The 26136-nt window shown below is 40.5% G+C and carries 20 protein-coding genes and 1 pseudogene; 18 read left to right on the forward strand and 3 right to left on the reverse strand.

What is annotated here, in order from left to right; all coding sequences use genetic code 11:
- Positions 1 to 37 precede the first annotated feature (37 nt).
- Both obgE and RYL77_RS03405 read left to right on the forward strand, forming a co-directional pair.
- Positions 38 to 1348, forward strand: a complete 1311-nt coding sequence (gene obgE / locus RYL77_RS03400) for a GTPase ObgE (protein ID WP_049543536.1) — start codon at positions 38 to 40, stop codon at positions 1346 to 1348.
- A gap of 9 nt (positions 1349 to 1357) precedes the next feature.
- Positions 1358 to 1516: a hypothetical protein gene (locus RYL77_RS03405; RefSeq protein ID WP_001858283.1), complete on the forward strand. Its 159-nt coding sequence runs from the start codon at positions 1358 to 1360 to the stop codon at positions 1514 to 1516.
- Positions 1517 to 1563: 47 nt separating this feature from the next.
- On the opposite strand, the gene RYL77_RS03410 is transcribed toward RYL77_RS03405, so the two are convergent.
- Both RYL77_RS03410 and RYL77_RS03415 read right to left on the reverse strand, forming a co-directional pair.
- Positions 1564 to 2034 carry an arginine repressor gene (locus RYL77_RS03410; RefSeq protein ID WP_315009873.1) on the reverse strand — a complete coding sequence of 157 codons (471 nt, stop codon included), beginning with the start codon at positions 2032 to 2034 and terminating at the stop codon, positions 1564 to 1566.
- Positions 2035 to 2558: 524 nt separating this feature from the next.
- A complete protein-coding gene (locus RYL77_RS03415) occupies positions 2559 to 4841 on the reverse strand; it encodes a Xaa-Pro dipeptidyl-peptidase (RefSeq protein WP_315009876.1) in 2283 nt (760 codons plus the stop codon).
- A gap of 380 nt (positions 4842 to 5221) precedes the next feature.
- Here RYL77_RS03415 and RYL77_RS03420 point away from each other — a divergent pair, with 380 nt between their 5' ends.
- The 3 genes from RYL77_RS03420 (at position 5222) to pyk (ending at position 10976) form a co-directional block, all read left to right on the forward strand.
- Positions 5222 to 8323 carry a DNA polymerase III subunit alpha gene (locus RYL77_RS03420; protein ID WP_315009877.1) on the forward strand — a complete coding sequence of 1034 codons (3102 nt, stop codon included), beginning with the start codon at positions 5222 to 5224 and terminating at the stop codon, positions 8321 to 8323.
- Between the two features lie 81 nt (positions 8324 to 8404).
- Complete coding sequence (gene pfkA, locus RYL77_RS03425) at positions 8405 to 9412, forward strand: 6-phosphofructokinase (RefSeq protein ID WP_000820863.1); 1008 nt, start codon at positions 8405 to 8407, stop codon at positions 9410 to 9412.
- 58 nt (positions 9413 to 9470) lie between these two features.
- On the forward strand, positions 9471 to 10976 hold the full coding sequence (gene pyk, locus RYL77_RS03430; protein WP_315009878.1) for a pyruvate kinase: 1506 nt from the start codon (positions 9471 to 9473) through the stop codon (positions 10974 to 10976).
- A gap of 353 nt (positions 10977 to 11329) precedes the next feature.
- On the opposite strand, the gene RYL77_RS03435 is transcribed toward pyk, so the two are convergent.
- On the reverse strand, positions 11330 to 12316 hold the full coding sequence (locus RYL77_RS03435) for an L-lactate dehydrogenase (RefSeq protein ID WP_102210187.1): 987 nt from the start codon (positions 12314 to 12316) through the stop codon (positions 11330 to 11332).
- A gap of 194 nt (positions 12317 to 12510) precedes the next feature.
- Here RYL77_RS03435 and gyrA point away from each other — a divergent pair, with 194 nt between their 5' ends.
- The 13 genes and pseudogenes from gyrA (at position 12511) to RYL77_RS03500 (ending at position 26136) form a co-directional block, all read left to right on the forward strand.
- A complete protein-coding gene (gyrA, locus tag RYL77_RS03440) occupies positions 12511 to 14979 on the forward strand; it encodes a DNA gyrase subunit A (protein ID WP_315009881.1) in 2469 nt (822 codons plus the stop codon).
- Complete coding sequence (locus RYL77_RS03445) at positions 14979 to 15722, forward strand: sortase (protein ID WP_315009883.1); 744 nt, start codon at positions 14979 to 14981, stop codon at positions 15720 to 15722. The genes gyrA and RYL77_RS03445 overlap by 1 nt, the downstream gene beginning before the upstream one ends.
- 375 nt (positions 15723 to 16097) lie before the next feature.
- A complete protein-coding gene (locus RYL77_RS03450; RefSeq protein WP_315009885.1) occupies positions 16098 to 16895 on the forward strand; it encodes a formate/nitrite transporter family protein in 798 nt (265 codons plus the stop codon).
- Positions 16896 to 17141: 246 nt separating this feature from the next.
- The gene (locus RYL77_RS03455; RefSeq protein ID WP_000254781.1) at positions 17142 to 17939 is read left to right on the forward strand and encodes a formate/nitrite transporter family protein; all 798 of its coding nucleotides are present in this window, start codon (positions 17142 to 17144) and stop codon (positions 17937 to 17939) included.
- A gap of 146 nt (positions 17940 to 18085) precedes the next feature.
- A complete protein-coding gene (locus RYL77_RS03460; protein ID WP_315009887.1) occupies positions 18086 to 19366 on the forward strand; it encodes an O-acetylhomoserine aminocarboxypropyltransferase/cysteine synthase family protein in 1281 nt (426 codons plus the stop codon).
- A 95-nt stretch (positions 19367 to 19461) separates the two neighbouring features.
- Positions 19462 to 20736 carry a DUF2130 domain-containing protein gene (locus tag RYL77_RS03465; protein WP_315009889.1) on the forward strand — a complete coding sequence of 425 codons (1275 nt, stop codon included), beginning with the start codon at positions 19462 to 19464 and terminating at the stop codon, positions 20734 to 20736.
- 10 nt (positions 20737 to 20746) lie between these two features.
- Positions 20747 to 21625 (forward strand): tRNA pseudouridine(55) synthase TruB, encoded by an 879-nt coding sequence (truB, locus tag RYL77_RS03470; protein ID WP_315009891.1) that lies wholly within the window; start codon positions 20747 to 20749, stop codon positions 21623 to 21625.
- A gap of 110 nt (positions 21626 to 21735) precedes the next feature.
- Entirely contained in the window at positions 21736 to 22374 is a 639-nt protein-coding gene (udk, locus tag RYL77_RS03475) for a uridine kinase (protein WP_001181376.1), read from the forward strand.
- 127 nt (positions 22375 to 22501) lie between these two features.
- Positions 22502 to 23842, forward strand: a pseudogene (gene xseA / locus RYL77_RS03480) (exodeoxyribonuclease VII large subunit).
- Positions 23820 to 24032 (forward strand): exodeoxyribonuclease VII small subunit, encoded by a 213-nt coding sequence (locus tag RYL77_RS03485; RefSeq protein WP_000043226.1) that lies wholly within the window; start codon positions 23820 to 23822, stop codon positions 24030 to 24032. Before xseA ends, RYL77_RS03485 begins: the two are co-directional and overlap by 23 nt.
- The gene (locus tag RYL77_RS03490; protein ID WP_315009893.1) at positions 24029 to 24904 is read left to right on the forward strand and encodes a farnesyl diphosphate synthase; all 876 of its coding nucleotides are present in this window, start codon (positions 24029 to 24031) and stop codon (positions 24902 to 24904) included. Before RYL77_RS03485 ends, RYL77_RS03490 begins: the two co-directional genes overlap by 4 nt.
- The gene (locus tag RYL77_RS03495) at positions 24897 to 25712 is read left to right on the forward strand and encodes a TlyA family RNA methyltransferase (RefSeq protein WP_315009894.1); all 816 of its coding nucleotides are present in this window, start codon (positions 24897 to 24899) and stop codon (positions 25710 to 25712) included. The genes RYL77_RS03490 and RYL77_RS03495 overlap by 8 nt, the downstream gene beginning before the upstream one ends.
- The gene (locus RYL77_RS03500) at positions 25705 to 26136 is read left to right on the forward strand and encodes an arginine repressor (protein WP_315009896.1); all 432 of its coding nucleotides are present in this window, start codon (positions 25705 to 25707) and stop codon (positions 26134 to 26136) included. Before RYL77_RS03495 ends, RYL77_RS03500 begins: the two co-directional genes overlap by 8 nt.

Here is a 26136-nt window from a genome sequence, read left to right on the forward strand (position 1 = left end):
GGGATTTCCCAGCCCTTTTTTAAAGTGAGAAGAAAAAATGAGTATGTTTTTAGATACAGCCAAGATCAAGGTCAAGGCTGGTAATGGTGGTGATGGCATGGTTGCCTTTCGCCGTGAAAAATATGTCCCTAATGGCGGTCCTTGGGGCGGTGATGGTGGTCGTGGAGGAAATGTAGTCTTCGTTGTAGACGAAGGTTTGCGTACTTTGATGGATTTCCGCTACAATCGTCATTTCAAGGCTGATTCTGGTGAAAAAGGGATGACCAAAGGGATGCATGGTCGTGGTGCTGATGACCTTAGAGTTCGAGTGCCACAAGGTACGACTGTTCGTGATGCAGAGACTGGCAAGGTTTTGACAGATTTGATAGAACACGGGCAAGAATTTATCGTTGCTCACGGTGGACGTGGTGGACGTGGGAATATCCGCTTTGCGACACCAAAAAATCCTGCACCTGAAATCTCTGAAAATGGTGAGCCAGGTCAGGAACGTGAGTTGCAATTGGAACTAAAAATCTTGGCAGATGTCGGCTTAGTGGGCTTCCCATCTGTTGGGAAATCAACACTTTTAAGTGTAATTACCTCAGCTAAACCAAAAATCGGTGCCTATCATTTTACGACTATTGTGCCAAATCTAGGTATGGTTCGTACCCAATCAGGTGAATCTTTTGCAGTAGCTGACTTGCCAGGTTTGATTGAAGGTGCTAGTCAGGGAGTTGGTTTGGGAACCCAGTTCCTCCGCCACATCGAGCGTACACGTGTTATCCTCCATATCATTGATATGTCAGCTAGTGAAGGACGTGATCCATATGAGGACTACCTAGCAATCAATAAAGAGCTGGAGTCTTACAATCTTCGCCTCATGGAGCGTCCACAGATTATCGTCGCCAATAAGATGGATATGCCTGAAAGTCAAGAAAATCTTGAAGAATTTAAGAAAAAATTGGCTGAAAACTACGATGAATTTGAAGAGTTACCAGCAATCTTCCCAATTTCTGGTTTGACCAAGCAAGGTCTGGCAACGCTCTTGGATGCTACAGCTGAATTGTTAGACAAGACACCAGAATTCTTACTCTACGACGAGTCAGATATGGAAGAAGAAGCTTACTACGGTTTTGACGAGGAAGAAAAAGCCTTTGAAATTAGTCGTGATGACGATGCGACATGGGTACTTTCTGGTGAAAAACTCATGAAACTCTTTAATATGACCAACTTTGATCGTGACGAATCAGTCATGAAATTTGCCCGTCAATTACGTGGTATGGGGGTTGATGAAGCCCTACGTGCGCGTGGTGCTAAAGATGGGGATTTGGTCCGTATTGGTAAATTTGAGTTTGAATTTGTAGACTAGGAGACTGATATGGGAGATAAACCGATATCTTTCCGAGATGCGGATGGCAATTTTGTTTCCGCCGCAGATGTTTGGAATGAAAAGAAATTGGAAGAACTATTTAATCGTCTCAATCCAAATCGTGCCTTGAGATTGGCACGAACTAAAAAAGAAAAACCATCTCAGTAAAATAGATAAAAAGATTCCGTGCCATAATCAGGACACGGAATTTTATTTTATTCTTCAAAGAAAAATGGTGGAGCGAATTTTTTCAGTTCTTCAAAGCATCTTTGGGCAGCTTCTACATCTTCACAGATGACCAGACAGACATCATCGCCACAGAGGGTAGCGATAGCGTCAGGGAAGCTCAAAGCATCAATGATAGAACCAAAGGATTGAGCAAGTCCAGGAAGGGTTTTTAGTAGGACTTGGTGTTGAACTGGGCGCATCAAGACAAGGGCGTCTTCCATGTAGAGTTCGAGACGTTTTTCCCATTTTGAGATAGAACCAGTATTGAGCACGTAGTAAGAATTATCTTCTTCACGTATTTTTGAGAGATTCATTGTTTTGATATCACGGGAAAGAGTTGCCTGGGTAACTTGAATGTCGTTATCGGCAAGAAGAGCTTGTAACTCAGCTTGAGTATGAATCTTGTTTTTGCTTACAAGTGCTCGTATGAGTTGGTGGCGGTGTTCAGATTTATTCATAAAAATTTACTCCTTGTACAAAGTACAGAAAGCGTGGACTGATCGAAATCGTCAGTCGAGTGGTAAGCGGTATTGTCACGTATAATGATTTCAAAGTCAGTAGTATAAAGAACTAGATGGAGAGCATCTCCCTCTTTTAACTTGTCACTCGTTGGGTGCAGATGAATTGGCTGTCTATCCCTTCATCTGCATTGATATTCTTTAATGACAGTAAATCATTCAATTTTGGTAGCATTTTGTCACGGCTTCTTGTGAATATACGCTAAACGGCAATTCACAGAGATTGTCCAACATGTGGTGTGGTAGCGTGTAGTATAGAGGGTCACACATGTTGGTTAAGGGTGTTGGTATCTTCTGTTCAAAATCCAGTAGTTGGGCTGATAAAAGCTCTTATTTGGACTGGAGTTGATACCGAGTTGTAGTTTTGTTCGACTGTTCAAGTGGAAGCTTTTAATTTTAGGAAGGTCAATGGGTCTTTGAGTGACCTTATCCTTGGAATTCTTCCATATTGAAAGTTTGATAGCCTATACCTTTTGGCAAGGTAGGATAAGTGTAGACTGTTCAAGATCAACAGTCAGATGGTAAGCGGTATTGTCACGAATTGTGATTTCAAAGTCAGTAGTATAGAGGACTAAACGGAGAGTATCTCCTTCTGTTAACTTGTAAATAGTTGGTTGCAGTTCAAACTGGATATCCATCCATTCATCTGCATTGATATTCTCAACTATTAGTAAGTCATTTCTATTCTGTAAATTGAGGTAGCCCTTGGTTACGACTCGTTGAGCCTCTGGTCTAAATGGCAGTTCACAGAGATTTTCCAGCATATGATAGCGACCGTTGTCAATGGTTCTAGCACTTAAAACAGCTGGATAAGGTTGTAGGTATTTCTTTTGTCCATGTTCCAGTAGTTGGGCTGATAAGAGCCCCTTGTTTGTACTGGATTTGATACGAAGATTGAGCTGAGCGCGACCGTTCAAGTGGAGATCTTTGGTCACAGGAAGGTCAATAGTAATTTGATTGGCTTTCCCTTGATAGAGTTCCGTATTGAAGGTCTGGTATGTCTTACTATAACGTTCAAAATCCTTATCTGAATACTGATTTTGAATAACCTGCTCTTCTTGACCAAGTGAGAAAATTTCTGAGCTTTCTTGATTCCCAAAGTCAGAAAGAGTCTGCCAAGTCTGAGGAGTAGTATTATCCTGCCAGATGACAGTAGGAAGTTGATAATCCGTTTCCTGTCCCAGTAATTTCTTAGTCAATAAGGCGTTCATGGACTCACGGAAGTCAATGGACTGCCAGTTGTTCATATAAACATGGGCACCATTATGGAAAAAGAGATGCTTATTGATGCGAGATGGAAGAGCATGGAACATCTGGTAAACATGAAGTGGTTTGACATTCCAATCCTGAGAACCATGAGTAAAGACAACCTCTGCCTTTACTTTATGGGCATTGAGCAGATAATTGCGGTCATGCCAAAACTGATTGTAGTCGCCAGTCTTGCGATCCAGTTGTTCTTTTACTTTTTCTAAGTCAGCTTGGTGAGTCTCATTACCACGGATATAGTCACCAGCTAAGAGATTACGAGAGTAGGTTAACTCAGCAAGCGAGTCAAAATCCTCTCCAGGATAACCACCTGGGCTAGTCACCAGACCGTTTTCACGGTAGTAGTTGTACCAAGATGAAATGCCAGCCTCGGCAATGATTACTTCTAAACCATCTACACCAGTAGTGGCAAGGCCGTTTGACATGGTACCTAGATAGGAAAGTCCTGTTGTGGCTACTTTTCCGTTTGACCAATCAGCCTTGACTTGACGCTGGCGCGTGTGGTCAGTAAAGGCACGGCAACGGCCGTTAAGCCAATCGATAACATTTTTATAGGCCTCGATTTGCTGGTAGTCTCCGTTAGTCATGAAACCAGTAGAGTCTTTGGTACCAACACCTGAAACATATAGATTAGCAAACCCTCGTGGAAGGAAGTAGTCGTTGAGACTATAGCTAGCGTTGATGTGCGTCAGCTTTTCCTCAGCTTCTGACACTAGATCAGCTTGACCTTGAGGTTTGACGAGATTTAGTTGAGGTTCTTCTAGCTCAATCTTGTGAGCAGGCTTCACTTCAAGCTCGCCCTCCATCTTGTAGAGAGCCTTGTCACTAGCCTTGTCATTTGTTCCCTGATGATAGGGACTGGCTGTCATGATAGCAGGGATTTGTCCATCAAAACGAGGACGAATAATGCTAACCTTGACTAGGTCTGGAAGCCCTTTTTGGTCAGTATCCACACGAGACTCAACGTAAACGACTTCACGAATGGCATCATGGCTGGAAAAAGTAGCCAAGCTCTTACCGTTAAAGTAGTGGTAGTCATTATCCTCAGGGATAAGACCGTCGCTTACCAGTTGATCAATCAGGATATTTCCTTTTTTGGTTCGAGTATTGAGCAACTGATAGAGATTTTCAATCAAGTCACCGTATACAATAGGAAATCCAGTTTCCTTACGAAAAGCTTCACTGTCTTCGAAGTCAACTAAATAAGAAAAGCCTAAAAGTTGAAAAGCAACAGTATAAAAAATATCTGCAGTTAAATTCTTGTCTGACTGAAAAAATTTCAGTAAGTCAGTTTCTTTATCAACTGCTAAACTAGATAGAGGATAGGTGATATCCTTATAATTAAAAAAGAAACGAATAAGAAACGCTTCAAACATTTTTTTATTTGTAATGTTGACTGGTAAATCAAATCCATACTTTTTTAAATCACATAAAATAGTATCTCTTGGAAGTGATAAATAGCTGAATTGATTAAAGCGCATAAAACCTCCTTGTAAAATAATAATTAAGATTATTATATCAAAAAAAAGGGAGAAAGGGAATCATTAAGTGAGAAAGAAATTAATTCAATAATAATGAATATCGTTTATATGAAAAACAAGTATTACTCTATAGCTCAAAACAAGTTATTATAACAACTTAGGTGATTGAATGTATCTTTCTATTTTAAAAGATATATTCACTTCTTGGGATAAAAAGTTTAAAAAACATTACAGGAGTATTTTATACTTTAAATATATTTTTACTTTTTCATTTTAAACACCGTATTTAAAGTATAAACTATGGATAAGAGTCAATGATTTTGTCTTTCTATTTTGGAAAATGGTATAATATAGTGAGAAGAATAGAGGAGAAGTGTAAATTGATCGCACAACTAGATACAAAAACAGTCTATAGTTTTATGGAGAGCGTCATTTCGATCGACAAGTATGTGAGAGCAGCTAAAGAATTCGGCTACACTCATTTGGCTATGATGGATATTGACAATCTTTATGGGGCTTTCGACTTTCTAAAGGTTACAAAAAAATACGGCATTCATCCTTTATTAGGGCTTGAAACGACTGTGTTTGTAGATAATCAGGAAGTGAATCTGCGCTGTTTAGCTCTATCTAGTGTGGGCTATCAGCAGTTGATGAAACTCTCAACAGCCAAGATGCAGGGGGAGAAAGATTGGTCAGTTTTATCTCAGTATTTAGAAGATATTGCGGTAATTGTGCCTTATTTTGATGGACTTGAGTCGTTAAATCTAGGCTGTGCTTATTATATTGGAGTTTATCCAGAAACACTGGCAAGCGAATTTCATCATCCTATTTTGCCACTATATCGGGTCAATGCCTTTGAAAGCAGGGACAGGGAAGTCCTGCAAGTCTTAACAGCGATTAAAGAAAATCTACCGCTTAGAGAAGTTCCCTTGCGTTCACGACAAGATGTGCTTTTATCAGCAAGTTCTTTAGAGAAATTATTCCAAGAACGTTTTTCGCAAGCCTTGGACAATTTAGAAAAACTTATTTCAGGTATTTCTTATGACTTGGATACTAGTCTGAAACTGCCTCGCTTTAATCCAGCTAGACCAGCAGTAGAAGAGTTGAGAGAACGTGCTGAACTGGGGCTAGCTCAGAAGGGGTTGACTAGTAAAGAATATCAAAATCGTCTAGACCAAGAATTGGCTGTTATTCATGATATGGGCTTTGATGATTATTTCTTGGTTGTTTGGGATTTGTTGCGTTTTGGACGTTCGAATGGCTATTATATGGGCATGGGACGGGGTTCCGCAGTTGGTAGCTTGGTTTCCTATGCTTTAGACATTACAGGGATTGACCCAGTAGAGAAAAATTTGATTTTTGAACGTTTCCTCAATCGTGAACGCTATACCATGCCTGATATTGATATTGATATCCCAGATATTTATCGTCCAGATTTTATCAGATATGTTGGCAATAAATATGGCAGTAAGCATGCGGCTCAGATCGTTACTTTTTCTACCTTTGGGGCTAAGCAAGCTTTACGTGATGTTTTGAAGCGTTTTGGTGTGCCAGAGTATGAATTGTCTGCAATTACTAAGAAAATCAGTTTTCGTGATAATCTCAAGTCAGCCTATGAGGGCAATCTCCAGTTTCGTCAGCAAATCAATAGTAAGTTAGAATACCAAAAAGCTTTTGAAATTGCTTGCAAGATAGAGGGCTATCCAAGACAAACCTCTGTCCATGCGGCTGGTGTTGTGATCAGTGACCAAGATTTGACCAACTACATCCCTCTGAAGCATGGTGACGAAATCCCACTGACTCAGTACGATGCTCATGGAGTTGAAGCTAGCGGGCTTTTGAAGATGGATTTTCTGGGGCTACGAAATTTGACCTTTGTCCAGAAAATGCAAGAGTTGCTTGCTGAAACAGAAGGGATTCATCTGAAAATTGAAGAAATCGATTTGGAAGACAAAGAAACGCTGGCTCTTTTTGCTTCTGGTAATACAAAAGGTATCTTTCAATTTGAGCAACCTGGTGCTATTCGCCTGCTAAAGCGTGTGCAGCCAGTCTGTTTTGAAGATGTCGTAGCGACTACTTCCCTAAATCGACCAGGTGCTAGTGATTATATCAATAATTTTGTGGCAAGAAAGCATGGTCAGGAAGAAGTGACGGTTCTGGATCCAGTGCTGGAGGATATTTTGGCTCCAACTTACGGAATTATGCTCTATCAGGAGCAGGTTATGCAGGTTGCCCAGCGTTTTGCTGGATTTAGTCTTGGAAAAGCCGATATTTTGCGTCGGGCTATGGGGAAAAAGGATGCCTCTGCTATGCATGAGATGAGGGCTTCCTTTATTCAGGGAGCATTAAAAGCAGGTCATACTGCGGAAAAGGCAGAGCAGGTCTTTGATGTCATGGAGAAGTTTGCAGGTTATGGTTTTAACAGGTCACACGCCTATGCTTACTCAGCCTTGGCCTTCCAGTTGGCCTATTTCAAAACGCATTATCCAGCCATCTTTTATCAGGTCATGTTAAATTCTTCCAACAGTGATTACTTAACAGATGCCCTTGAAGCAGGCTTTGAAGTAGCGCCTCTGTCAATCAATACTATTCCTTATCACGATAAAATTGCAAACAAGTCCATCTATCTAGGTCTGAAATCGATTAAGGGAGTCAGCAAGGATTTGGCGCTTTGGATTATTGAACATAGACCCTATTCTAACATTGAAGATTTTATAGCTAAATTACCTGAGAATTATCTGAAACTTCCTCTGCTAGAACCTTTGGTAAAAGTTGGTCTTTTCGATTCATTTGAAAAAAATCGTCAAAAAGTATTCAATAATTTATCTAATTTATTTGAATTTGTAAAAGAGTTAGGAAGTTTGTTTGGAGATACTATTTATAGTTGGCAGGAATCGGAAGATTGGACAGAACAAGAAAAATTCTATATGGAACAAGAGTTTTTAGGGGTAGGAGTCAGTAAACATCCCTTACAAGCTATTGCCAGCAAGTCTATTTATCCGATTACACCCATTGGAAATTTGTCAGAAAATAGTCACTCTATTATCTTGGTAGAAATTCAAAAAATTAAAACTATTCGCACCAAAAAGGGTGAAAATATGGCTTTCTTACAGGTCGATGATAGTAAGAAAAAACTGGATGTTACCCTCTTTTCAGATTTATATCGACAGGCTGGGCAGGAAGTAAGAGAAGGAGCCTTCTACTATATCAGAGGGAAAATCCAGTCCCGTGATGGCCGTCTGCAAATGATTGCACAAGAAATAAGAGAAGCAGTGGCTGAACGCTTTTGGATTCAAGTGAAAAATCATGAATCGGATCAAGAAATTTCGCGTATTTTAGAGCAATATAAAGGCCCAATTCCAGTCATCATCAGGTATGAAGAGGAACAGAAAACCATTGTATCTCCTCATCATTTTGTAGCTAAATCTGATGAATTAGAAGCTCAATTAGATGGAATGGTTATGAAAACGATTTATCGCTAAAATTACGGAAAATAGAAGAATTTTCCAATTAAATGTGGTATAATCAGTAAGAATGTTAAAAGAAAAAGGAGCATAAACCAAATGAAACGTATTGCTGTTTTAACTAGTGGTGGAGACGCCCCTGGTATGAATGCTGCCATCCGCGCAGTTGTTCGTCAAGCAATTTCAGAAGGAATGGAAGTTTTTGGTATCTATGATGGATATGCTGGTATGGTTGCTGGTGAAATTCATCCCCTAGATGCAGCTTCAGTAGGAGACATCATTTCTCGTGGTGGTACTTTCCTTCACTCAGCTCGCTACCCAGAGTTCGCTCAACTTGAAGGGCAACTTAAAGGGATTGAGCAATTGAAAAAACACGGGATTGAAGGTGTAGTTGTTATCGGTGGTGACGGATCTTACCACGGCGCTATGCGTTTGACTGAACATGGCTTCCCAGCTATCGGTCTTCCAGGTACAATCGATAACGATATCGTTGGTACTGACTTCACAATCGGTTTTGATACTGCGGTAACTACTGCTATGGACGCTATCGATAAGATTCGTGATACATCATCAAGTCACCGTCGTACTTTTGTTATCGAAGTTATGGGACGTAACGCAGGTGATATCGCTCTTTGGGCAGGTATTGCAACTGGTGCTGATGAAATCATCATTCCTGAAGAAGGCTTCAAGATTGAAGATATCGTAGAAAGCATTAAATGTGGTTATGAGTGTGGTAAAAAACACAATATCATCGTCTTGGCTGAAGGTGTGATGTCAGCGGCTGAATTTGGTCAAAAACTGAAAGAAGCTGGAGATACAAGCGACCTTCGTGTGACAGAACTTGGACATATTCAACGTGGTGGTTCTCCAACTGCGCGTGACCGTGTTTTGGCATCACGTATGGGTGCTCATGCTGTTAAACTTCTTAAAGAAGGTATCGGTGGTGTTGCGGTTGGTATCCGTAATGAAAAAATGGTTGAAAACCCAATTCTTGGAACTGCAGAAGAAGGAGCATTGTTTAGCCTGACTGCAGATGGTAAGATTGTGGTTAACAACCCACACAAGGCTGACCTTGAGCTATCTAGCTTGAATAAGAGCTTGTCATAATTTATAATTTAGTTAATAAGACCAAAGAGGTCATATATATAAAGGAGTCACAAAAATCATGAACAAACGTGTAAAAATCGTTGCAACTTTAGGTCCTGCGGTAGAGATCCGTGGTGGTAAAAAATTTGGTGATGACGGATACTGGAGTGGAAAACTGGATGTTGAAGCTTCTGCTAAAAACATTGCTAAATTGATTGAAGCTGGTGCTAATACATTCCGTTTCAACTTCTCACACGGTGACCACCAAGAACAAGGTGACCGTATGGCAACTGTTAAACTTGCTGAAAAACTTGCAGGTAAAAAAGTTGGTTTCCTTCTTGATACAAAAGGACCAGAAATCCGTACAGAATTGTTTGAAGGAGATGCAAAAGAGTACTCTTACACAACTGGTGAAAAAATCCGTGTTGCAACTAAACAAGGAATTAAATCAACTCGTGATGTGATTGCATTGAACGTTGCTGGTGCTCTTGATATCTATGATGATGTTGAAGTTGGTCGTCAAGTTTTGGTTGACGATGGTAAACTTGGTCTTCGTGTTGTTGCTAAAGATGATGCAACTCGTGAATTTGAAGTTGAAGTTGAAAATGACGGTGTAATCGCAAAACAAAAAGGTGTTAATATCCCTAACACTAAAATTCCTTTCCCAGCTCTTGCTGAACGTGATAACGATGATATCCGCTTTGGTCTTGAACAAGGTATCAACTTCATCGCGATTTCATTCGTACGTACTGCAAAAGACGTCAACGAAGTTCGTGCAATCTGTGAAGAAACTGGAAACGGACACGTTCAATTGTTCGCTAAAATCGAAAACCAACAAGGTATCGACAACTTGGATGAAATCATCGAAGCTGCTGATGGTATCATGATCGCTCGTGGTGACATGGGTATCGAAGTACCATTCGAAATGGTTCCAGTTTACCAAAAAATGATCATCAAGAAAGTCAATGCTGCAGGTAAAGTTGTTATCACTGCAACAAACATGCTTGAAACAATGACTGAAAAACCACGTGCAACTCGTTCAGAAGTATCAGACGTATTTAACGCTGTTATCGACGGAACTGACGCAACAATGCTTTCAGGTGAGTCTGCAAATGGTAAATACCCACTTGAGTCAGTAACTACAATGGCTACAATCGACAAGAACGCTCAAACTCTTCTTAACGAATACGGCCGTTTGAACTCAGATTCATTTGAACGTAACTCTAAGACAGAAGTAATGGCTTCAGCTGTTAAAGATGCTACTAACTCAATGGACATTAAATTGGTTGTAACTCTTACTAAGACTGGTCACACTGCACGTTTGATCTCTAAATACCGTCCAAATGCTGACATCTTGGCATTGACATTTGACGAATTGACAGAACGTGGATTGATGTTGAACTGGGGTGTTATCCCAATGTTGACAGATGCTCCATCATCAACTGACGATATGTTTGAAATTGCTGAACGTAAAGCAGTTGAAGCAGGTCTTGTACAATCTGGTGACGATATCGTTATCGTAGCTGGTGTACCAGTTGGAGAAGCTGTTCGTACAAACACAATGCGTATCCGCACAGTACGTTAATAAAAATGAAAAAAGCCTATCATATCAAGCATTCTAGCCTGTATGATGGGCTCTTTTTTTGTCTAGGGGGCAAATGGGGCAAAATTTTTACTTGCGATTTAGAATGAAATGAAATAAGAAATGACCAAAACGATTAGGAATCTTAATTAATTTCTAGGAGTATTTTTAGCAATCATAGCGTACTATTCCAGATTCAATATGTTATAAAATGAAGCTATAAAAAAACTGAATTTCAGCAGAAAATGAAATGAATCCTTCTACAATAAAACGCATATTATCAAGGTTTTCTATGCCTGATAATATGCGTTTTCAGATTTTAAAGCCTTTTTGGCTAGTCTATAAAACTATTTAAATTAGTTTTTTGAAGCTGCCTGGAATTCAGGATTTTTCCATGCTTCGTCAATGATAGCTTGCAATTCTTTTGCAGATGCTTGCATTTTTTGAGTTTCTGCGTCGTTCAATGGGATGTTTACTGGACGAACGATACCGTGTGCACCAACGATAGCTGGTTGACCGATAAAGACGTTCTCAACACCATATTGACCTTCTTGGAATACAGAAAGTGGAAGTACTGCATTTTCGTCATCAAGGATTGCTTTTGTGATACGAGCAAGGGCTACAGCGATACCGTAGTATGTTGCCCCTTTTTTGTTAATGATTGAGTAAGCGGCGTCACGAACAGAAATGAAGAGTTCTACAAGGTCAGCTTCATCTAAGTCACGGTTTGCTTGCAACCATTGTTCCAATTTAACACCGGCAACGTTAGCATGTGACCAAACAGCAAATTCTGAGTCACCGTGCTCACCCATGATGTAGGCATGGACTGAACGAGCATCAACACCGATTTTTTCAGCAAGCGCTTGACGGAAACGAGCTGAGTCAAGAGAAGTACCAGAACCGATAACGCGTTCTTTAGGGAATCCAGAGAATTTCCAAGTTGAATAAGTCAAGACATCTACTGGGTTAGCAGCAACAAGGAAGATACCATTGAAACCTGAAGCAACGACTTGTTCAACGATTGATTTGTTGATAGCAAGGTTTTTACCTACAAGGTCAAGACGAGTTTCACCTGGTTTTTGAGGAGCACCAGCAGTGATAACAACAAGGTCAGCGTCCGCACAGTCTTCGTACTTAGCAGCGTAGATTTTCTTTGGTGAAGTAAATGCAAGCGCGTGGCTAAGGTCTTCAGCATCACCAACTGCTTTTTCAAACAATTGAGGAATTTCAATAATACCAAGTTCTTGTGCGATTCCTTGAGTAACAAGGGCAAATGCGTAAGATGAACCTACAGCACCATCACCGACAAGGATAACTTTTTTGTGTTGTTTAGTTGAAGTCATTATTCTAAACATCTCCTTAATTTTATTCAGGGTTTTCCCCAGTTATTTCAATTCTATCACTTTTAAAATGCTTTGTCACGGATATGCCTTGCAGTTCTTGATGTAAACGTTTTAGTGGTTCTAGATACCTGAAATATGGCAGACATTGTGGTATAATATATTTAATTACTAATTGTGAAATGAGGCATTTATTAATGCAGGATAGAAATTTAGTGAATGTCAATCTGACAAAGGAGATGAAGACGAGCTTTATCGACTACGCCATGAGTGTTATCGTAGCGCGGGCTCTTCCTGATGTTCGAGATGGCTTGAAACCCGTTCACCGTCGGATTCTCTATGGAATGAATGAATTGGGTGTTACTCCAGACAAACCTCATAAAAAATCTGCTCGTATTACAGGGGACGTCATGGGTAAATACCACCCACACGGAGATTCCTCTATCTATGAAGCCATGGTTCGTATGGCTCAATGGTGGAGCTACCGTTACATGCTTGTAGATGGGCATGGAAACTTTGGTTCCATGGATGGAGACGGTGCTGCGGCACAACGTTATACCGAGGCACGCATGAGCAAGATTGCTCTGGAAATGCTTCGTGATATCAATAAAAATACGGTTGATTTCGTTGATAACTATGATGCCAATGAACGTGAACCCTTAGTCTTGCCAGCACGCTTTCCAAACCTGTTGGTTAATGGAGCTACTGGTATTGCCGTTGGGATGGCAACCAATATTCCGCCTCACAACTTGGGTGAAACCATTGATGCTGTGAAGTTGGTCATGGACAATCCTGAAGTGACTACTAAGGATTTGATGGAAGTTCTACCTGGGCCAGATTTTCCAACTGGTGCCCTTGTTATGGGGAAATCAGGTATCCATAAGGCTTACGAAACAGGTAAAGGTTCGATTGTTCTTCGTTCTCGTACTGAAATCGAAGAAACTAAGACTGGCCGTGAGCGCATCGTAGTAACTGAATTTCCTTATATGGTCAATAAAACCAAGGTGCATGAGCATATTGTTCGTTTGGTTCAAGAAAAACGCATTGAGGGAATCACAGCAGTCCGTGATGAATCAAACCGTGAAGGGGTTCGATTTGTTATCGAAGTTAAGCGCGATGCCTCAGCCAATGTAATCCTCAATAACCTCTTCAAGATGACCCAGATGCAAACCAACTTTGGTTTCAATATGTTGGCTATCCAAAATGGTGTACCGAAGATTTTGTCTCTTCGTCAGATTTTGGATGCTTATATCGTGCACCAAAAAGAAGTGGTTGTTCGTCGTACTCGTTTTGATAAGGAAAAAGCAGAAGCGCGTGCTCACATCTTAGAAGGTCTCTTAATTGCACTAGATCATATCGACGAAGTGATTCGTATCATCCGTGCTAGTGAAACGGATGCGGAAGCACAAGCTGAGTTGATGAGTAAGTTCAAGCTTTCTGAACGTCAAAGTCAGGCTATCCTAGATATGCGCCTTCGTCGTTTGACAGGTTTGGAACGCGATAAGATTCAGTCTGAGTATGATGACCTCTTGGCTTTGATTGCCGATTTAGCAGATATTCTTGCTAAACCAGAACGTGTTTCTCAAATCATTAAAGATGAATTAGACGAAGTCAAGCGTAAGTTTGGCGACCAACGTCGTACTGAATTGATGGTTGGGGAAGTATTGAGTCTTGAAGATGAGGACTTGATTGAAGAATCGGATGTCTTAATCACTCTTTCTAACAAAGGCTACATTAAACGCCTAGACCAGGGTGAATTTACTGCTCAAAAACGTGGAGGTCGCGGTGTTCAAGGGACAGGTGTTAAGGATGACGATTTTGTTCGTGAATTAGTGTCAACTAGCACCCATGATCACCTACTCTTCTTTACAAATAAAGGACGTGTCTATCGCCTGAAAGGCTATGAAATTCCTGAATATGGTCGTACCGCTAAGGGATTGCCAATTGTCAATCTTTTGAAATTGGATGAAGGCGAAAGTATTCAGACTATCATCAATGTTGAATCTGAACGCAGTGATGAAGCCTATCTCTTCTTCACAACCCGTCATGGTATCGTGAAGAGAACCAGCGTTAAGGAATTTGCTAATATTCGTCAGAATGGGCTTAAAGCATTGAACCTCAAAGATGAAGATGAGTTGATTAATGTACTGCTGACAGAAGAAGATACGGATATTATCATTGGTACTAAGTTTGGCTATGCAGTGCGCTTTAATCAATCAGCAGTTCGTGGAATGAGTCGTATCGCTACGGGTGTGAAAGGTGTCAATCTTCGTGAAGGAGATACAGTAGTTGGTGCCAGTGTGATTACAGACCAGGACGAGGTTCTTATCATCACAGAAAAAGGCTATGGTAAGCGTACAGTTGCGACCGAATATCCAACAAAAGGTCGTGGTGGGAAAGGGATGAAGACGGCTAATGTAGCTGAGAAAAATGGTCCTCTATCAGGTCTTTTGACCGTTAAAGGCGATGAAGACTTGATGATTATCACTGATACGGGTGTCATGATTCGAACCAACGTTGCCAATATTTCACAAACAGGTCGCTCAACTATGGGAGTTAAAGTGATGCGCCTGGATCAAGATGCCAAAATTGTAACCTTTACTACGGTTGCAGCGGCAGAAAAAGAAGAAGTTGGGACAGAAAACGAAACAGAAGGTGAAGCATAATGTCTCATAAAAAGAATAAAAATAAAACAAATCGTAAAAATTTACTAATCAATGTCTTGGCAGGATTTTTAATCATCTTGTCAGTGGCTTTGATTTTCAATTCAAAAATTCGTGATATCTTCATGGTTTGGAATACTAACAAGTATCAAGTCAGTCAGGTATCAAAAGAAAAATTGGAAGAAAATCAAGATACAGAAGGTAATTTTGATTTTGACTCAGTAAAAGCCATTTCGTCAGAAGCTGTCTTGTCCTCACAATGGAATTCGCAAAAATTGCCAGTTATTGGTGGAATTGCTATTCCTGAAGTAGAAATTAACTTGCCAATTTTTAAAGGCCTCGATAATGTTAATCTCTTCTATGGAGCTGGTACAATGAAGCGTGATCAAGTGATGGGGAAAGGAAACTATTCACTTGCGAGTCATCACATTTTTACAGCAGAAAATGCTAGTCAGATGCTATTTTCTCCCTTATCACGTGCTAAAAATGGGATGAAAATTTATCTAACAGATAAGGATAAGGTTTATACCTATATTATTCATGAGGTCAAGCATGTAACTCCAGACCGTGTTGATGAGATTGATGACCGTAGTGGTGTTGATGAAATCACACTTGTAACATGTGTGGACTATGATGCGACAGAGCGAATTATTGTAAAAGGTGATTTGAAAGATACAAAAGACTATTCACAAACACCTGAAGAAGTCCTAACAGCCTTCAACCAACCATATAAGCAACGTTATTAATTTTTAAAGAATCAGTAAACATTTAGTTTTACTGATTCTTTTTATGGCTTTATAAGCAAACTATGTAATGCTAATACTCAATGAAAATCAAAGAGCAAATTAGCCGCAGGTTGCTCAAAACACTGTTTTGAGGTTGCAAATAGAGCTGACGTGGTTTGAAGAAATTTTCGAAGAGTATAAATCAATACAAATGTTATATAGTATATTGAAACAAGATGTGAATAAATTGATTAGGAGAGTTAAATTAATTTCTAGAAATGTTTTAGCAACCATAGTGTACTATTCTAGCTTCAATACACTATAAATTTAAGAAAATGATTACCTATTAAAACATTTTATGTTATAATGATAAATATAAAAAATAAGGAGATGTTTATGAGTTCTTCAGAGTTTATTTCGAAGATAGATTATTATTGTAATAAGAAAGAAAGTCTTTTCAATCAAAGTAAGTTCAAATATGCTATTCGTTCTATGTTTGCAGGTGCTTTTTTAACTTTTAGTACAGCTGCTGGAGCTATTGGTGCGGATTTATTAAATAGTATTATTCCAAGTAGTGGGTATTTCCTTTTTCCATTTGTTTTCGCTTGGGGGCTGGCTTATATTGTCTTTCTAAATGCGGAATTGATAACTTCCAATATGATGTATTTAACAGCTGGAGTGTTCTTGAAAAAAATTGATTGGAAAAAGGCAGTAATTATTTTACTATACTGTACTTTGTTTAATCTCATTGGTGCCCTGGTAGCTGGATGGGCCTTTGCTAACTCATCAGCATTTTCTCATCTGACCCATGATAGTTTCCTTCCTAAGCTTGTAGCCAAGAAGTTGGCGCGTCCAAGTGAGTTAGTCCTGCTTGAGGGGATTCTTGCCAATGTATTTGTAAATATTGCCATTCTTTCGTCTATATTAGTCAAAGATGGTGCTGCCAAACTATGGATCATTTTATCAGCTATTTCAATGTTTGTCTTCTTGTCCAATGAGCACATCGCTGCCAATTTTGCTTCCTTCAGTATTATGAAATTCAGCATGATTGCTGATCAAGTACCTCACTTTGGTCTTGCAAATATACTTAGACATTGGGGAGTTACCTTCATTGCCAACTTTATAGGTGGAGGACTTCTGATCGGTTTACCATATGCCTTTCTCAATAAGAATGAAGATACATATGTTGATTAAGAAGAATCAGAGTAGGGGTGCGGAGAAGTCATTTTTTTCTATTTAGTAATAAATATATTAAATAGAATAAAAGTTATTCCATGCAACCTCAATATCCTGATAATTGAAAATTCTAAAAGCTTGTTATTAAAACAATGTAAACGATTGCTGGATTTATAAATTTATTAAAAATGCAATTAGGAAAGGCTTTTCATTATATCTGTTTTATGTTATAATTATCACAAATAAAAGTTTTAGGAGTTTATTATGGTTTCTTCAGAATTTATCTCAAAGATTGAATTTGCTTGCAAGAAGAAAGAAAGTCTTTATAGCCAAAGCAAATTTAAGTATGCGATTCGTTCTATGTTCGCAGGTGCATTTTTAACCTTCAGTACAGCTGCTGGTGCAGTTGGGGCTGACTTGATTAATAAAATTGCACCAGGTAGTGGACGATTCCTCTTCCCATTTGTCTTTGCTTGGGGATTGGCCTACATTGTTTTCTTGAATGCCGAGTTGGTAACATCAAACATGATGTTCTTGACTGCTGGTAGTTTCTTGAAAAAAATCTCTTGGAGAAAAACAGCTGAGATTTTACTTTACTGTACCTTGTTTAACCTTATCGGGGCTTTGATAGCAGGTTGGGGCTTTGCTCATTCGGCAGCCTATGCAAATCTGACTCACGATAGTTTCATCTCAGGGGTTGTTGAGATGAAGTTAGGCCGTTCAAATGAATTAATCTTGCTTGAGGCGATTTTGGCAAATATTTTCGTAAATATTGCGATTCTTTCATTTGTTTTGGTCAAAGATGGTGGTGCCAAACTTTGGCTTGTGTTGTCAGCGATTTACATGTTTGTATTCTTAACAAACGAGCACATTGCGGCGAACTTTGCTTCTTTCGCGATTGTGAAATTCAGTGTTGCTGCTGATTCAATTGCTAACTTCGGTGTTGGAAATATGCTTCGCCACTGGGGTGTAACCTTCATCGGAAACTTTATCGGAGGAGGCCTCTTGATGGGTCTTCCATATGCCTTCCTCAATAAAAACGAAGACACTTATGTAGATTAAGAAAATGAGCACGATTGATTCGTGCTTTTTTCGATTTTGTAAGAAGTAATAGTCATTCCTTATATCAAAATATAGAAAACTGATATTTGTAAACTATACCTTAAGGTGCTACAATATCTTTAATGAAACTATATGGAGGTCGCCTTATGACTCGTGATTTTAAATTTGAAACCTTACAATTGCATGCTGGGCAAGTAGTTGATCCAGCAACTAAGTCTCGTGCAGTGCCGATTTATCAGACAACATCCTTTGTTTTTGATGACACGCAGGAAGGTGCCGATTTGTTTGCCTTGAGAAAACCAGGGAACATTTATACTCGTATCACCAACCCTACAACAGCTGCCTTTGAAGAAAGAATTGCTGCCCTTGAAGGTGGTGTCGGAGCTCTTGCAACAGCATCAGGTATGGCAGCAGTGACTTATACGATTTTGGCACTTGCCCATGCTGGTGACCATGTAGTGGCTGCTTCGACTATTTACGGTGGAACCTTCAATCTCTTGAAAGAAACCCTTCCTCGTTATGGTATCACAACAACCTTTGTCGATGTTGATAATTTGGAGGAAGTAGAAGCAGCGATCAAAGACAATACCAAGCTAGTTTTGATTGAAACCTTGGGGAATCCCTTGATAAACATTCCTGACTTGGAAAAATTGGCTGAGATTGCGCATAAACACCAGATTCCACTCGTTTCGGATAATACCTTTGCCACACCATATTTGATTAACGTCTTTTCTCACGGTGTAGATATTGCCATTCACTCTGCGACTAAGTTTATCGGTGGGCATGGTACGACTATTGGAGGAGTGATTGTTGACAGTGGTCGTTTTGACTGGGAGGCTTCAGGGAAATTCCCTCAATTTGTTGAGGAAGATCCAAGTTATCATAACTTGAGCTATACTCGTGATGTGGGTGCGGCAGCCTTTATTATCGCTGTCCGTGCTCAATTGCTTCGTGATACAGGTGCAGCCTTGTCTCCATTTAATGCCTTCCTCTTGCTTCAAGGACTTGAAACCCTCTCACTTCGTGTGGAACGTCATGTACAAAATGCAGAGAAAATTGTTGATTTCCTTATCAACCATCCTAAGGTAGAAAAAGTCAATTATCCAAAACTTGCTGATAGTCCTTATCATGCCTTAGCTGAGAAATACTTGCCAAAAGGTGTCGGTTCAATCTTTACCTTCCATGTCAAAGGTGGGGAGGCAGAAGCACGCAAGGTAATTGATAATTTAGAAATCTTTTCTGACCTAGCAAACGTGGCAGATGCTAAATCGCTTGTTGTTCATCCAGCTACAACCACTCACGGTCAATTGTCAGAAAAAGACCTAGAAGCAGCAGGTGTCACACCAAACCAAATCCGTTTGTCAATCGGTCTTGAAAATGTAGAAGATTTGATTGAAGACTTGCGCTTGGCCTTGGAAAAAATTTAAAGTAAAAGAAGATAAACAGTGGGTTTCGACTCACTGTTTTTGATTTTCCTTCAGGCATGATATAATGGTTACAGAAGTCTAGAAAGAGGAACGATATGAACGAAATCAAATGCCCCAACTGTGGGGAAGTCTTTACAGTAAATGAAAGTCAGTATGCTGAACTTTTGTCCCAAGTGAGAACAGCAGAGTTTGATAAGGAATTGCACGATCGGATGAAGCAGGAACTGGCCTTGGCTGAGCAAAAGGCCATGAATGAACAACAGTCTAAACTAGCTCAAAAAGACCAAGAAATCGCGCAATTGCAGAGTCAAATCCAAAACTTTGATACAGAAAAAGAATTGGCCAAGAAAGAGGTTGAACAGACAAGCCATCAGGCATTATTGGTTAAGGATAAGGAAGTACAGGCCTTGGAAAACCAATTGGCTACCTTGCGTTTGGAGCATGAAAATCAACTGCAAAAGACTCTTTCTGACTTAGAAAAAGAACGGGATCAGGTTAAAAACCAGCTTCTTTTACAAGAAAAAGAAAACGAGCTTTCTCTTGCTTCAGTTAAGCAAAACTACGAAGCCCAGCTCAAAGCAGCTAGTGAACAGGTCGAGTTCTATAAGAATTTCAAAGCCCAGCAATCTACAAAAGCCATCGGGGAAAGTCTGGAACAGTATGCAGAGAGTGAGTTTAACAAGGTTCGTAGTTTTGCCTTTCCAAATGCTTATTTTGAGAAGGATAACAAGGTTTCTGCGCGTGGGTCTAAGGGGGACTTTATCTTCCGTGAATGTGATGAAAATGGGGTCGAAATTATTTCCATCATGTTTGAGATGAAAAACGAAGCGGATGGAACAGAGAAGAAGCACAAGAATGCAGATTTTTATAAGGAATTGGACAAGGACCGTCGGGAGAAGAACTGTGAGTATGCCGTTTTGGTGACCATGCTTGAGGCCGATAATGACTACTTTAACACGGGGATTGTTGACGTCAGCCACGAGTATGAAAAGATGTATGTGGTCCGTCCTCAGTTCTTTATTCAGTTGATTGGGCTTTTGCGTAATGCGGCGCTTAATTCTCTAAAATATAAGCAGGAGTTGGCCTTGGTTCGCGAACAAAATATTGACATCACTCATTTTGAGGAAGACTTGGATGCCTTTAAACTAGCCTTTGCTAAGAACTATAACTCAGCTTCGACTAACTTTGGCAAAGCTATCGATGAAATTGACAAGGCCATCAAACGCATGGAAGAAGTTAAGAAATTCCTGACAACATCTGAAAACCAACTCCGTCTAGCTAACAACAAATTAGAAGATGTTTCTGTTAAAAAACTAACTCGAAAAAATCCAACCATGAAAGCAAAGTTTGAAGCATTGAAGGGGGAGTGAGAAAGAAAAAATGAACGGTATTATCAACTTAAAAAAAGAAGCGGGGATGACCTCGCATGATGCGGTTTTTAAACTGCGTAAGATTTTGGGAACCAAGAAGATTGGTCATGGTGGGACCTTGGATCCGGATGTAGTGGGTGTTTTGCCCATTGCAGTTGGCAAGGCGACACGCATGGTCGAGTTTATGCAGGACGAGGGTAAGGTCTATGAGGGGGAAATCACTCTAGGTTATTCCACGACGACTGAGGATGCCAGTGGAGAAGTGGTCGCAGAAACACCTGTTTTGTCGCTCTTGGATGAAACCATTGTTGACGAAGCAATTGCGAGTCTGACTGGGCCTATTACCCAGATTCCGCCTATGTACTCAGCTGTTAAGGTTAATGGTCGTAAGCTTTATGAGTATGCGCGTGCTGGTCAGGAAGTGGAGCGTCCAGAACGTCAGGTGACCATTTATCAATTTGATCGAACAAGTCCGATTTCTTATGAGGGTTATCTTGCACGCTTTACTTTTCGTGTGAAATGTAGTAAGGGGACTTATATCCGTACCTTGTCAGTTGACTTGGGAGAGAAGCTTGGTTATGCGGCTCATATGTCACATCTGACACGGACTAGTGCAGCAGGTTTGCAACTGGAGGATGCTCTTACCTTGGAAGAAATTGCTTCAAAAGTGGAGGATGGGCAATTAGACTTTCTCCATCCTTTAGAGATTGGGACAGGGGACCTTATCAAAGTGTTCCTAAGTTCAGAAGAAGCTACAGAAGTGCGCTTTGGTCGTTTTATCGAACTCGAACAAACAGAACAAGAATTAGCTGCCTTTGAAGATGATAAATTGCTAGCCATTCTAGAAAAACGGGACAACCTCTACAAGCCAAGGAAGGTTTTTATCTAATCTAACTGGAGTTTGGGGATGGAATTCTTCCCCTAGACTATCCAAATCAGACTATAAATTTTGCAAAAAATATGATAGAATAGACGACGGATAAAAAAACGGAGGATAGCATGCAAAATAGACCAATCATTATCGGAGTGACAGGTGGTTCTGGTGGTGGTAAGACCAGTGTTTCAAGAGCCATTTTATCGCATTTTCCTGATGAAAAGATTTCCATGATTGAGCATGATTCATACTACAAGGATCAGTCTCACTTGACCTTTGAAGAGCGTGTCAAAACCAACTACGACCATCCTTTTGCCTTTGATACAGACTTGATGATCGAGCAGATTAAGGAATTGTTGGCAGGGCGTCCGGTGGACATCCCGACTTATGACTATACAGAGCATACACGTAGTAGCAAGACTTATCGTCAGGAGCCTCAAGATGTCTTTATCGTTGAGGGGATTTTGGTCTTGGAGGACAAGCGCCTGCGCGATTTGATGGATATCAAAATTTTTGTGGATACGGATGACGATGTGCGCATTATTCGTCGTATCAAGCGTGATATGGAAGAGCGTGGCCGTAGCCTTGATAGCGTTATTGACCAGTATTTAGGTGTGGTCAAGCCCATGTACCACCAGTTTATCGAGCCAACTAAGCGTTATGCTGATATCGTCATTCCTGAGGGAGTCAGCAATACAGTGGCTATCGACCTGTTGACGACCAAGATTGCAAAGATTTTGGAAGAAGCTCGAAACAGCAAATAATCAGATGTGGAGGCCTTGCCTCCTTTTTCTATTTTTCTCTCATAATGGTACATAAATGGAGATTTTTAGGCATATTTTTGGTATAATAATACCCATGAAAGAGCAAGAAAATGAATAGTAGGTGGAGATGGAAAAGTATTTATCGGTAACAACTTTGACCAAGTATCTGAAAATGAAATTCGATAAAGACCCTTATTTGGAACGGGTCTATTTAACTGGTCAAGTTTCCAACTTTCGTAAACGACCTACTCACCAATATTTCTCCCTAAAAGATGACCATGCAGTCATTCAAGCGACCATCTGGTCTGGGATTTATCAGAAATTAGGCTTCGACCTGGAAGAAGGAATGAAGATCAATGTGATTGGGCGTGTACAGGTCTATGAACCGAGCGGTAGCTACTCCATCATCATTGAAAAGGCAGAGCCTGATGGAGTTGGTGCGCTTGCGATTCAGTTTGAACAACTCAAGAAAAAATTGACAGAAGAAGGCCTGTTTCAAGAACGCTTCAAGCAACCTCTGCCCCAATTTTCTAAGAGAATTGGTGTAGTAACCAGTCGCAGTGGAGCCGTTATTCGAGATATTATCACGACCGTCAGCAGGCGATTTCCAGGTGTCGATATTCTTCTCTATCCGACCAAGGTTCAAGGTGATGGAGCGGCAGAAGAAATTGCTTGAAATATTGCGCGTGCTAATCAACGGGACGATTTGGATTTGCTCATTATTGGTCGTGGAGGTGGTTCCATCGAGGATCTCTGGGCCTTTAACGAAGAAATTGTGGTACGAGCTATTTTTGAATCTCGTTTGCCAGTTATTTCTAGTGTGGGGCATGAGACGGATGTGACCTTGGCAGATTTTGTGGCAGATCGCCGCGCTGCGACACCAACGGCTGCTGCTGAATTAGCAACACCTGTGACTAAGTTGGATCTATTAGCTCATTTGCAAAATCAGGAAAAACGGATGGCAACGGCAGTCCGAAATGTCCTATCTAAGAAACAAGAAGCTTTGAAAAAATGCAGTCAGTCTGTTATCTTTAGACAGCCAGAGCGTTTATATGATGGATATTTACAACGTTTGGATCAACTGCAATTGCGTTTAAAACAAAGTTTGCGAACACGGATTTCTGATAACAAACAATTCGTCCAAGCAAGGACGCATCGACTGGTCCAATTATCACCTATTACCAAAATCCAACGCTATCAGGACCGACTTGCACAGTTGGACAAGCTCCTCCGTAGCCAAATGGCACTAGTTTATGATGCCAAGGTTGCTGAAGTCAAGAGACTTTCAGAAGCCCTGCTGATGCTGGATACTAGTAGAATCGTGGCGCGTGGCTATGCAATTGTCAAAAAAGAAGAGTCAGTTATCGATTCGGTTGAGAGTTTGAAGAAAAAAGACCAAGTGACGCTTTTGATGCGAGATGGTCAAGTAGAATTAGAGGTTAAAGATGTCAAAACAAAAGAAATTTGAGGAAAATCTAGCAGAACTGGAGACCATTGTCCAAAGTTTGGAAAATGGTGAAATTGCTCTGGAAGATGCGATTGCTGCCTTTCAAAAGGGTATGGTCTTGTCAAAAGAACTACAAGCGACGCTGGATAAGGCTGAAAAGACCTTGGTCAAGGTCATGCAAGAAGACGGAACAGAAAGTGATTTTGAATGAAGAAGCAAGAAAAATTAGCTCTTGTCGAGTCGGCCTTGGAAGATTTTTATGGAGACCAGCAGTTTGCCTCTAGTTTGCGAGAGTCTGTTCTCTATTCCATTCATGCTGGTGGCAAGCGTATTCGGCCTTTTCTTCTGTTAGAAGTTCTGGAAGCCTTGCAGGTGGCTATTAAACCAGCACATGCACAGGTGGCTGCGGCCTTGGAAATGATTCATACAGGGAGCTTGATTCACGATGATCTTCCTGCTATGGATGATGACGATTATCGTCGGGGACGTTTGACCAATCATAAGAAATTTGGCGAAGCAATGGCCATTTTGGCTGGAGATGCTTTGTTCCTGGATCCTTACGCCATGATAGCGCAGGCAGATTTGCCAAGTCAGATCAAGGTGGACTTGATTGCCAATTTATCTCTTGCATCAGGAAGTTTGGGAATGGTGGCAGGGCAAGTTTTGGATATGGAGGGCGAACACCAGCATTTGTCCTTGGAAGAACTTCAGACCATTCATGCTAATAAGACTGGAAAACTACTAGCCTATCCCTTCCAAGCGGCTGCTATTATAGCTGAATTGGTACCTGAGATTCAGGAAAAACTGAAAACTGTTGGTGAATTGATTGGGCTTGCTTTTCAAGTTCGAGATGACGTACTGGATGTGACAGCTAGTTTTGAGGAAATCGGCAAGACTCCTCAAAAGGATTTGCAGGCAGAAAAGTCAACCTACCCTGCCTTGTTGGGCTTGGAAGAAGCCATTGCCTTTTGTAACCAAACCTTGGATCAAGCAAATGCAAAATTGGAAGAAATTGCCCAGCAGGTTCCCTTTGAAACAGAATCTATTGTAAAAGTAGTAGAAAGTTTGAGAATCAATGGCTAAGGAAAGAGTGGATGTACTAGCTTATAAACAGGGCTTGTTTGAAACGAGAGAGCAGGCCAAGCGCGGTGTCATGGCTGGTCTAGTGGTAGCAGTCCTAAATGGAGAACGTTTTGACAAACCAGGAGAGAAAATCCCAGACGACACCGAGCTAAAACTCAAGGGCGAGAAGCTCAAGTATGTCAGCCGTGGTGGCTTGAAATTGGAGAAGGCCTTGCAGATCTTTGATTTGTCAGTAGAAGGGGCGACAACGATTGATATCGGTGCTTCTACTGGAGGTTTTACTGATGTTATGTTGCAGAATGGTGCTGAGTTGGTCTTTGCAGTCGATGTCGGCACCAATCAGTTGGCTTGGAAATTACGCCAAGATCCGCGGGTTGTCAGTATGGAGCAGTTTAATTTCCGCTATGCTGAAAAGACCGATTTCGAAAAGGAACCGAGCTTTGCCAGTATTGATGTGAGTTTCATTTCCCTCAGTCTTATTTTGCCAGCCTTGCACCGAGTCTTGACAAATCAAGGTCAGGTTGTGGCTCTAGTTAAGCCCCAGTTTGAGGCAGGACGTGAGCAGATTGGAAAAAATGGAATTATTCGAGATGCCAAGGTCCATCAGAATGTCCTTGAATCTGTCACAGCTATGGCAGTAGAGGAAGGTTTTTCAGTCCTTGGTTTGGACTTTTCACCTATCCAAGGTGGACATGGCAATATTGAATTTTTAGCTTATTTGAAAAAAGAAGAGTCAGCAAGCAATCAGGTTCTTGCTGATATTGAAGAAGTAGTAGAGAGGGCGCATAGTCAATTTAAAAATGAATAAAAAAGAGAGACTTGAAAAAATTAGACGATTTGTGACAGATTATCAAATCGGTACGCAGGAAGAAATCGTAGAACATTTGAAAGAGGCAGGTATCACTGCCACTCAGGCAACGGTATCACGAGATATCAAAGAGTTAGGTATTGTCAAAATTCCTTTGAGAGACAACACCTATGTCTATGAATTGCCAAAATCAATCGTAAAAAGTTTGCAATTGGCTGAAGACAATATCGAATCGGCAGAATTGATGGACAAGATGATCAATCTCCAAGTTATTCCAGGAAATACGGCTTTTGTAAAAGCTCAGTTAACCGAGACTTTTGCAGACAAGATTTTCAGCTGTTTGGCTGATGATAGCTCAATTTTAGTCATTGCCAGAAGTGAAAAGCTAGCTGAGGAAATCTTTGAACAAGTAAAAAATTGGTAG

Source organism: uncultured Streptococcus sp., assembly GCF_963516515.1.
Classification (GTDB): domain Bacteria; phylum Bacillota; class Bacilli; order Lactobacillales; family Streptococcaceae; genus Streptococcus.

Bases quoted from the DNA above. Each gene is read 5' to 3' on its own strand.
- pyk (WP_315009878.1), top strand. From the start codon at position 9,471: ATGAACAAACGTGTAAAAATCGTTGCAACTTTAGGTCCTGCGGTAGAG.
- RYL77_RS03415 (WP_315009876.1), bottom strand. From the start codon at position 4,841: ATGCGCTTTAATCAATTCAGCTATTTATCACTTCCAAGAGATACTATT.
- RYL77_RS03490 (WP_315009893.1), top strand. From the start codon at position 24,029: ATGAAGAAGCAAGAAAAATTAGCTCTTGTCGAGTCGGCCTTGGAAGAT.
- udk (WP_001181376.1), top strand. From the start codon at position 21,736: ATGCAAAATAGACCAATCATTATCGGAGTGACAGGTGGTTCTGGTGGT.
- RYL77_RS03485 (WP_000043226.1), top strand. From the start codon at position 23,820: ATGTCAAAACAAAAGAAATTTGAGGAAAATCTAGCAGAACTGGAGACC.
- RYL77_RS03435 (WP_102210187.1), bottom strand. From the start codon at position 12,316: ATGACTTCAACTAAACAACACAAAAAAGTTATCCTTGTCGGTGATGGT.
- gyrA (WP_315009881.1), top strand. From the start codon at position 12,511: ATGCAGGATAGAAATTTAGTGAATGTCAATCTGACAAAGGAGATGAAG.
- RYL77_RS03410 (WP_315009873.1), bottom strand. From the start codon at position 2,034: ATGAATAAATCTGAACACCGCCACCAACTCATACGAGCACTTGTAAGC.
- RYL77_RS03465 (WP_315009889.1), top strand. From the start codon at position 19,462: ATGAACGAAATCAAATGCCCCAACTGTGGGGAAGTCTTTACAGTAAAT.
- RYL77_RS03405 (WP_001858283.1), top strand. From the start codon at position 1,358: ATGGGAGATAAACCGATATCTTTCCGAGATGCGGATGGCAATTTTGTT.
- truB (WP_315009891.1), top strand. From the start codon at position 20,747: ATGAACGGTATTATCAACTTAAAAAAAGAAGCGGGGATGACCTCGCAT.
- RYL77_RS03460 (WP_315009887.1), top strand. From the start codon at position 18,086: ATGACTCGTGATTTTAAATTTGAAACCTTACAATTGCATGCTGGGCAA.
- RYL77_RS03450 (WP_315009885.1), top strand. From the start codon at position 16,098: ATGAGTTCTTCAGAGTTTATTTCGAAGATAGATTATTATTGTAATAAG.
- RYL77_RS03445 (WP_315009883.1), top strand. From the start codon at position 14,979: ATGTCTCATAAAAAGAATAAAAATAAAACAAATCGTAAAAATTTACTA.
- RYL77_RS03455 (WP_000254781.1), top strand. From the start codon at position 17,142: ATGGTTTCTTCAGAATTTATCTCAAAGATTGAATTTGCTTGCAAGAAG.
- RYL77_RS03495 (WP_315009894.1), top strand. From the start codon at position 24,897: ATGGCTAAGGAAAGAGTGGATGTACTAGCTTATAAACAGGGCTTGTTT.
- pfkA (WP_000820863.1), top strand. From the start codon at position 8,405: ATGAAACGTATTGCTGTTTTAACTAGTGGTGGAGACGCCCCTGGTATG.
- RYL77_RS03500 (WP_315009896.1), top strand. From the start codon at position 25,705: ATGAATAAAAAAGAGAGACTTGAAAAAATTAGACGATTTGTGACAGAT.
- obgE (WP_049543536.1), top strand. From the start codon at position 38: ATGAGTATGTTTTTAGATACAGCCAAGATCAAGGTCAAGGCTGGTAAT.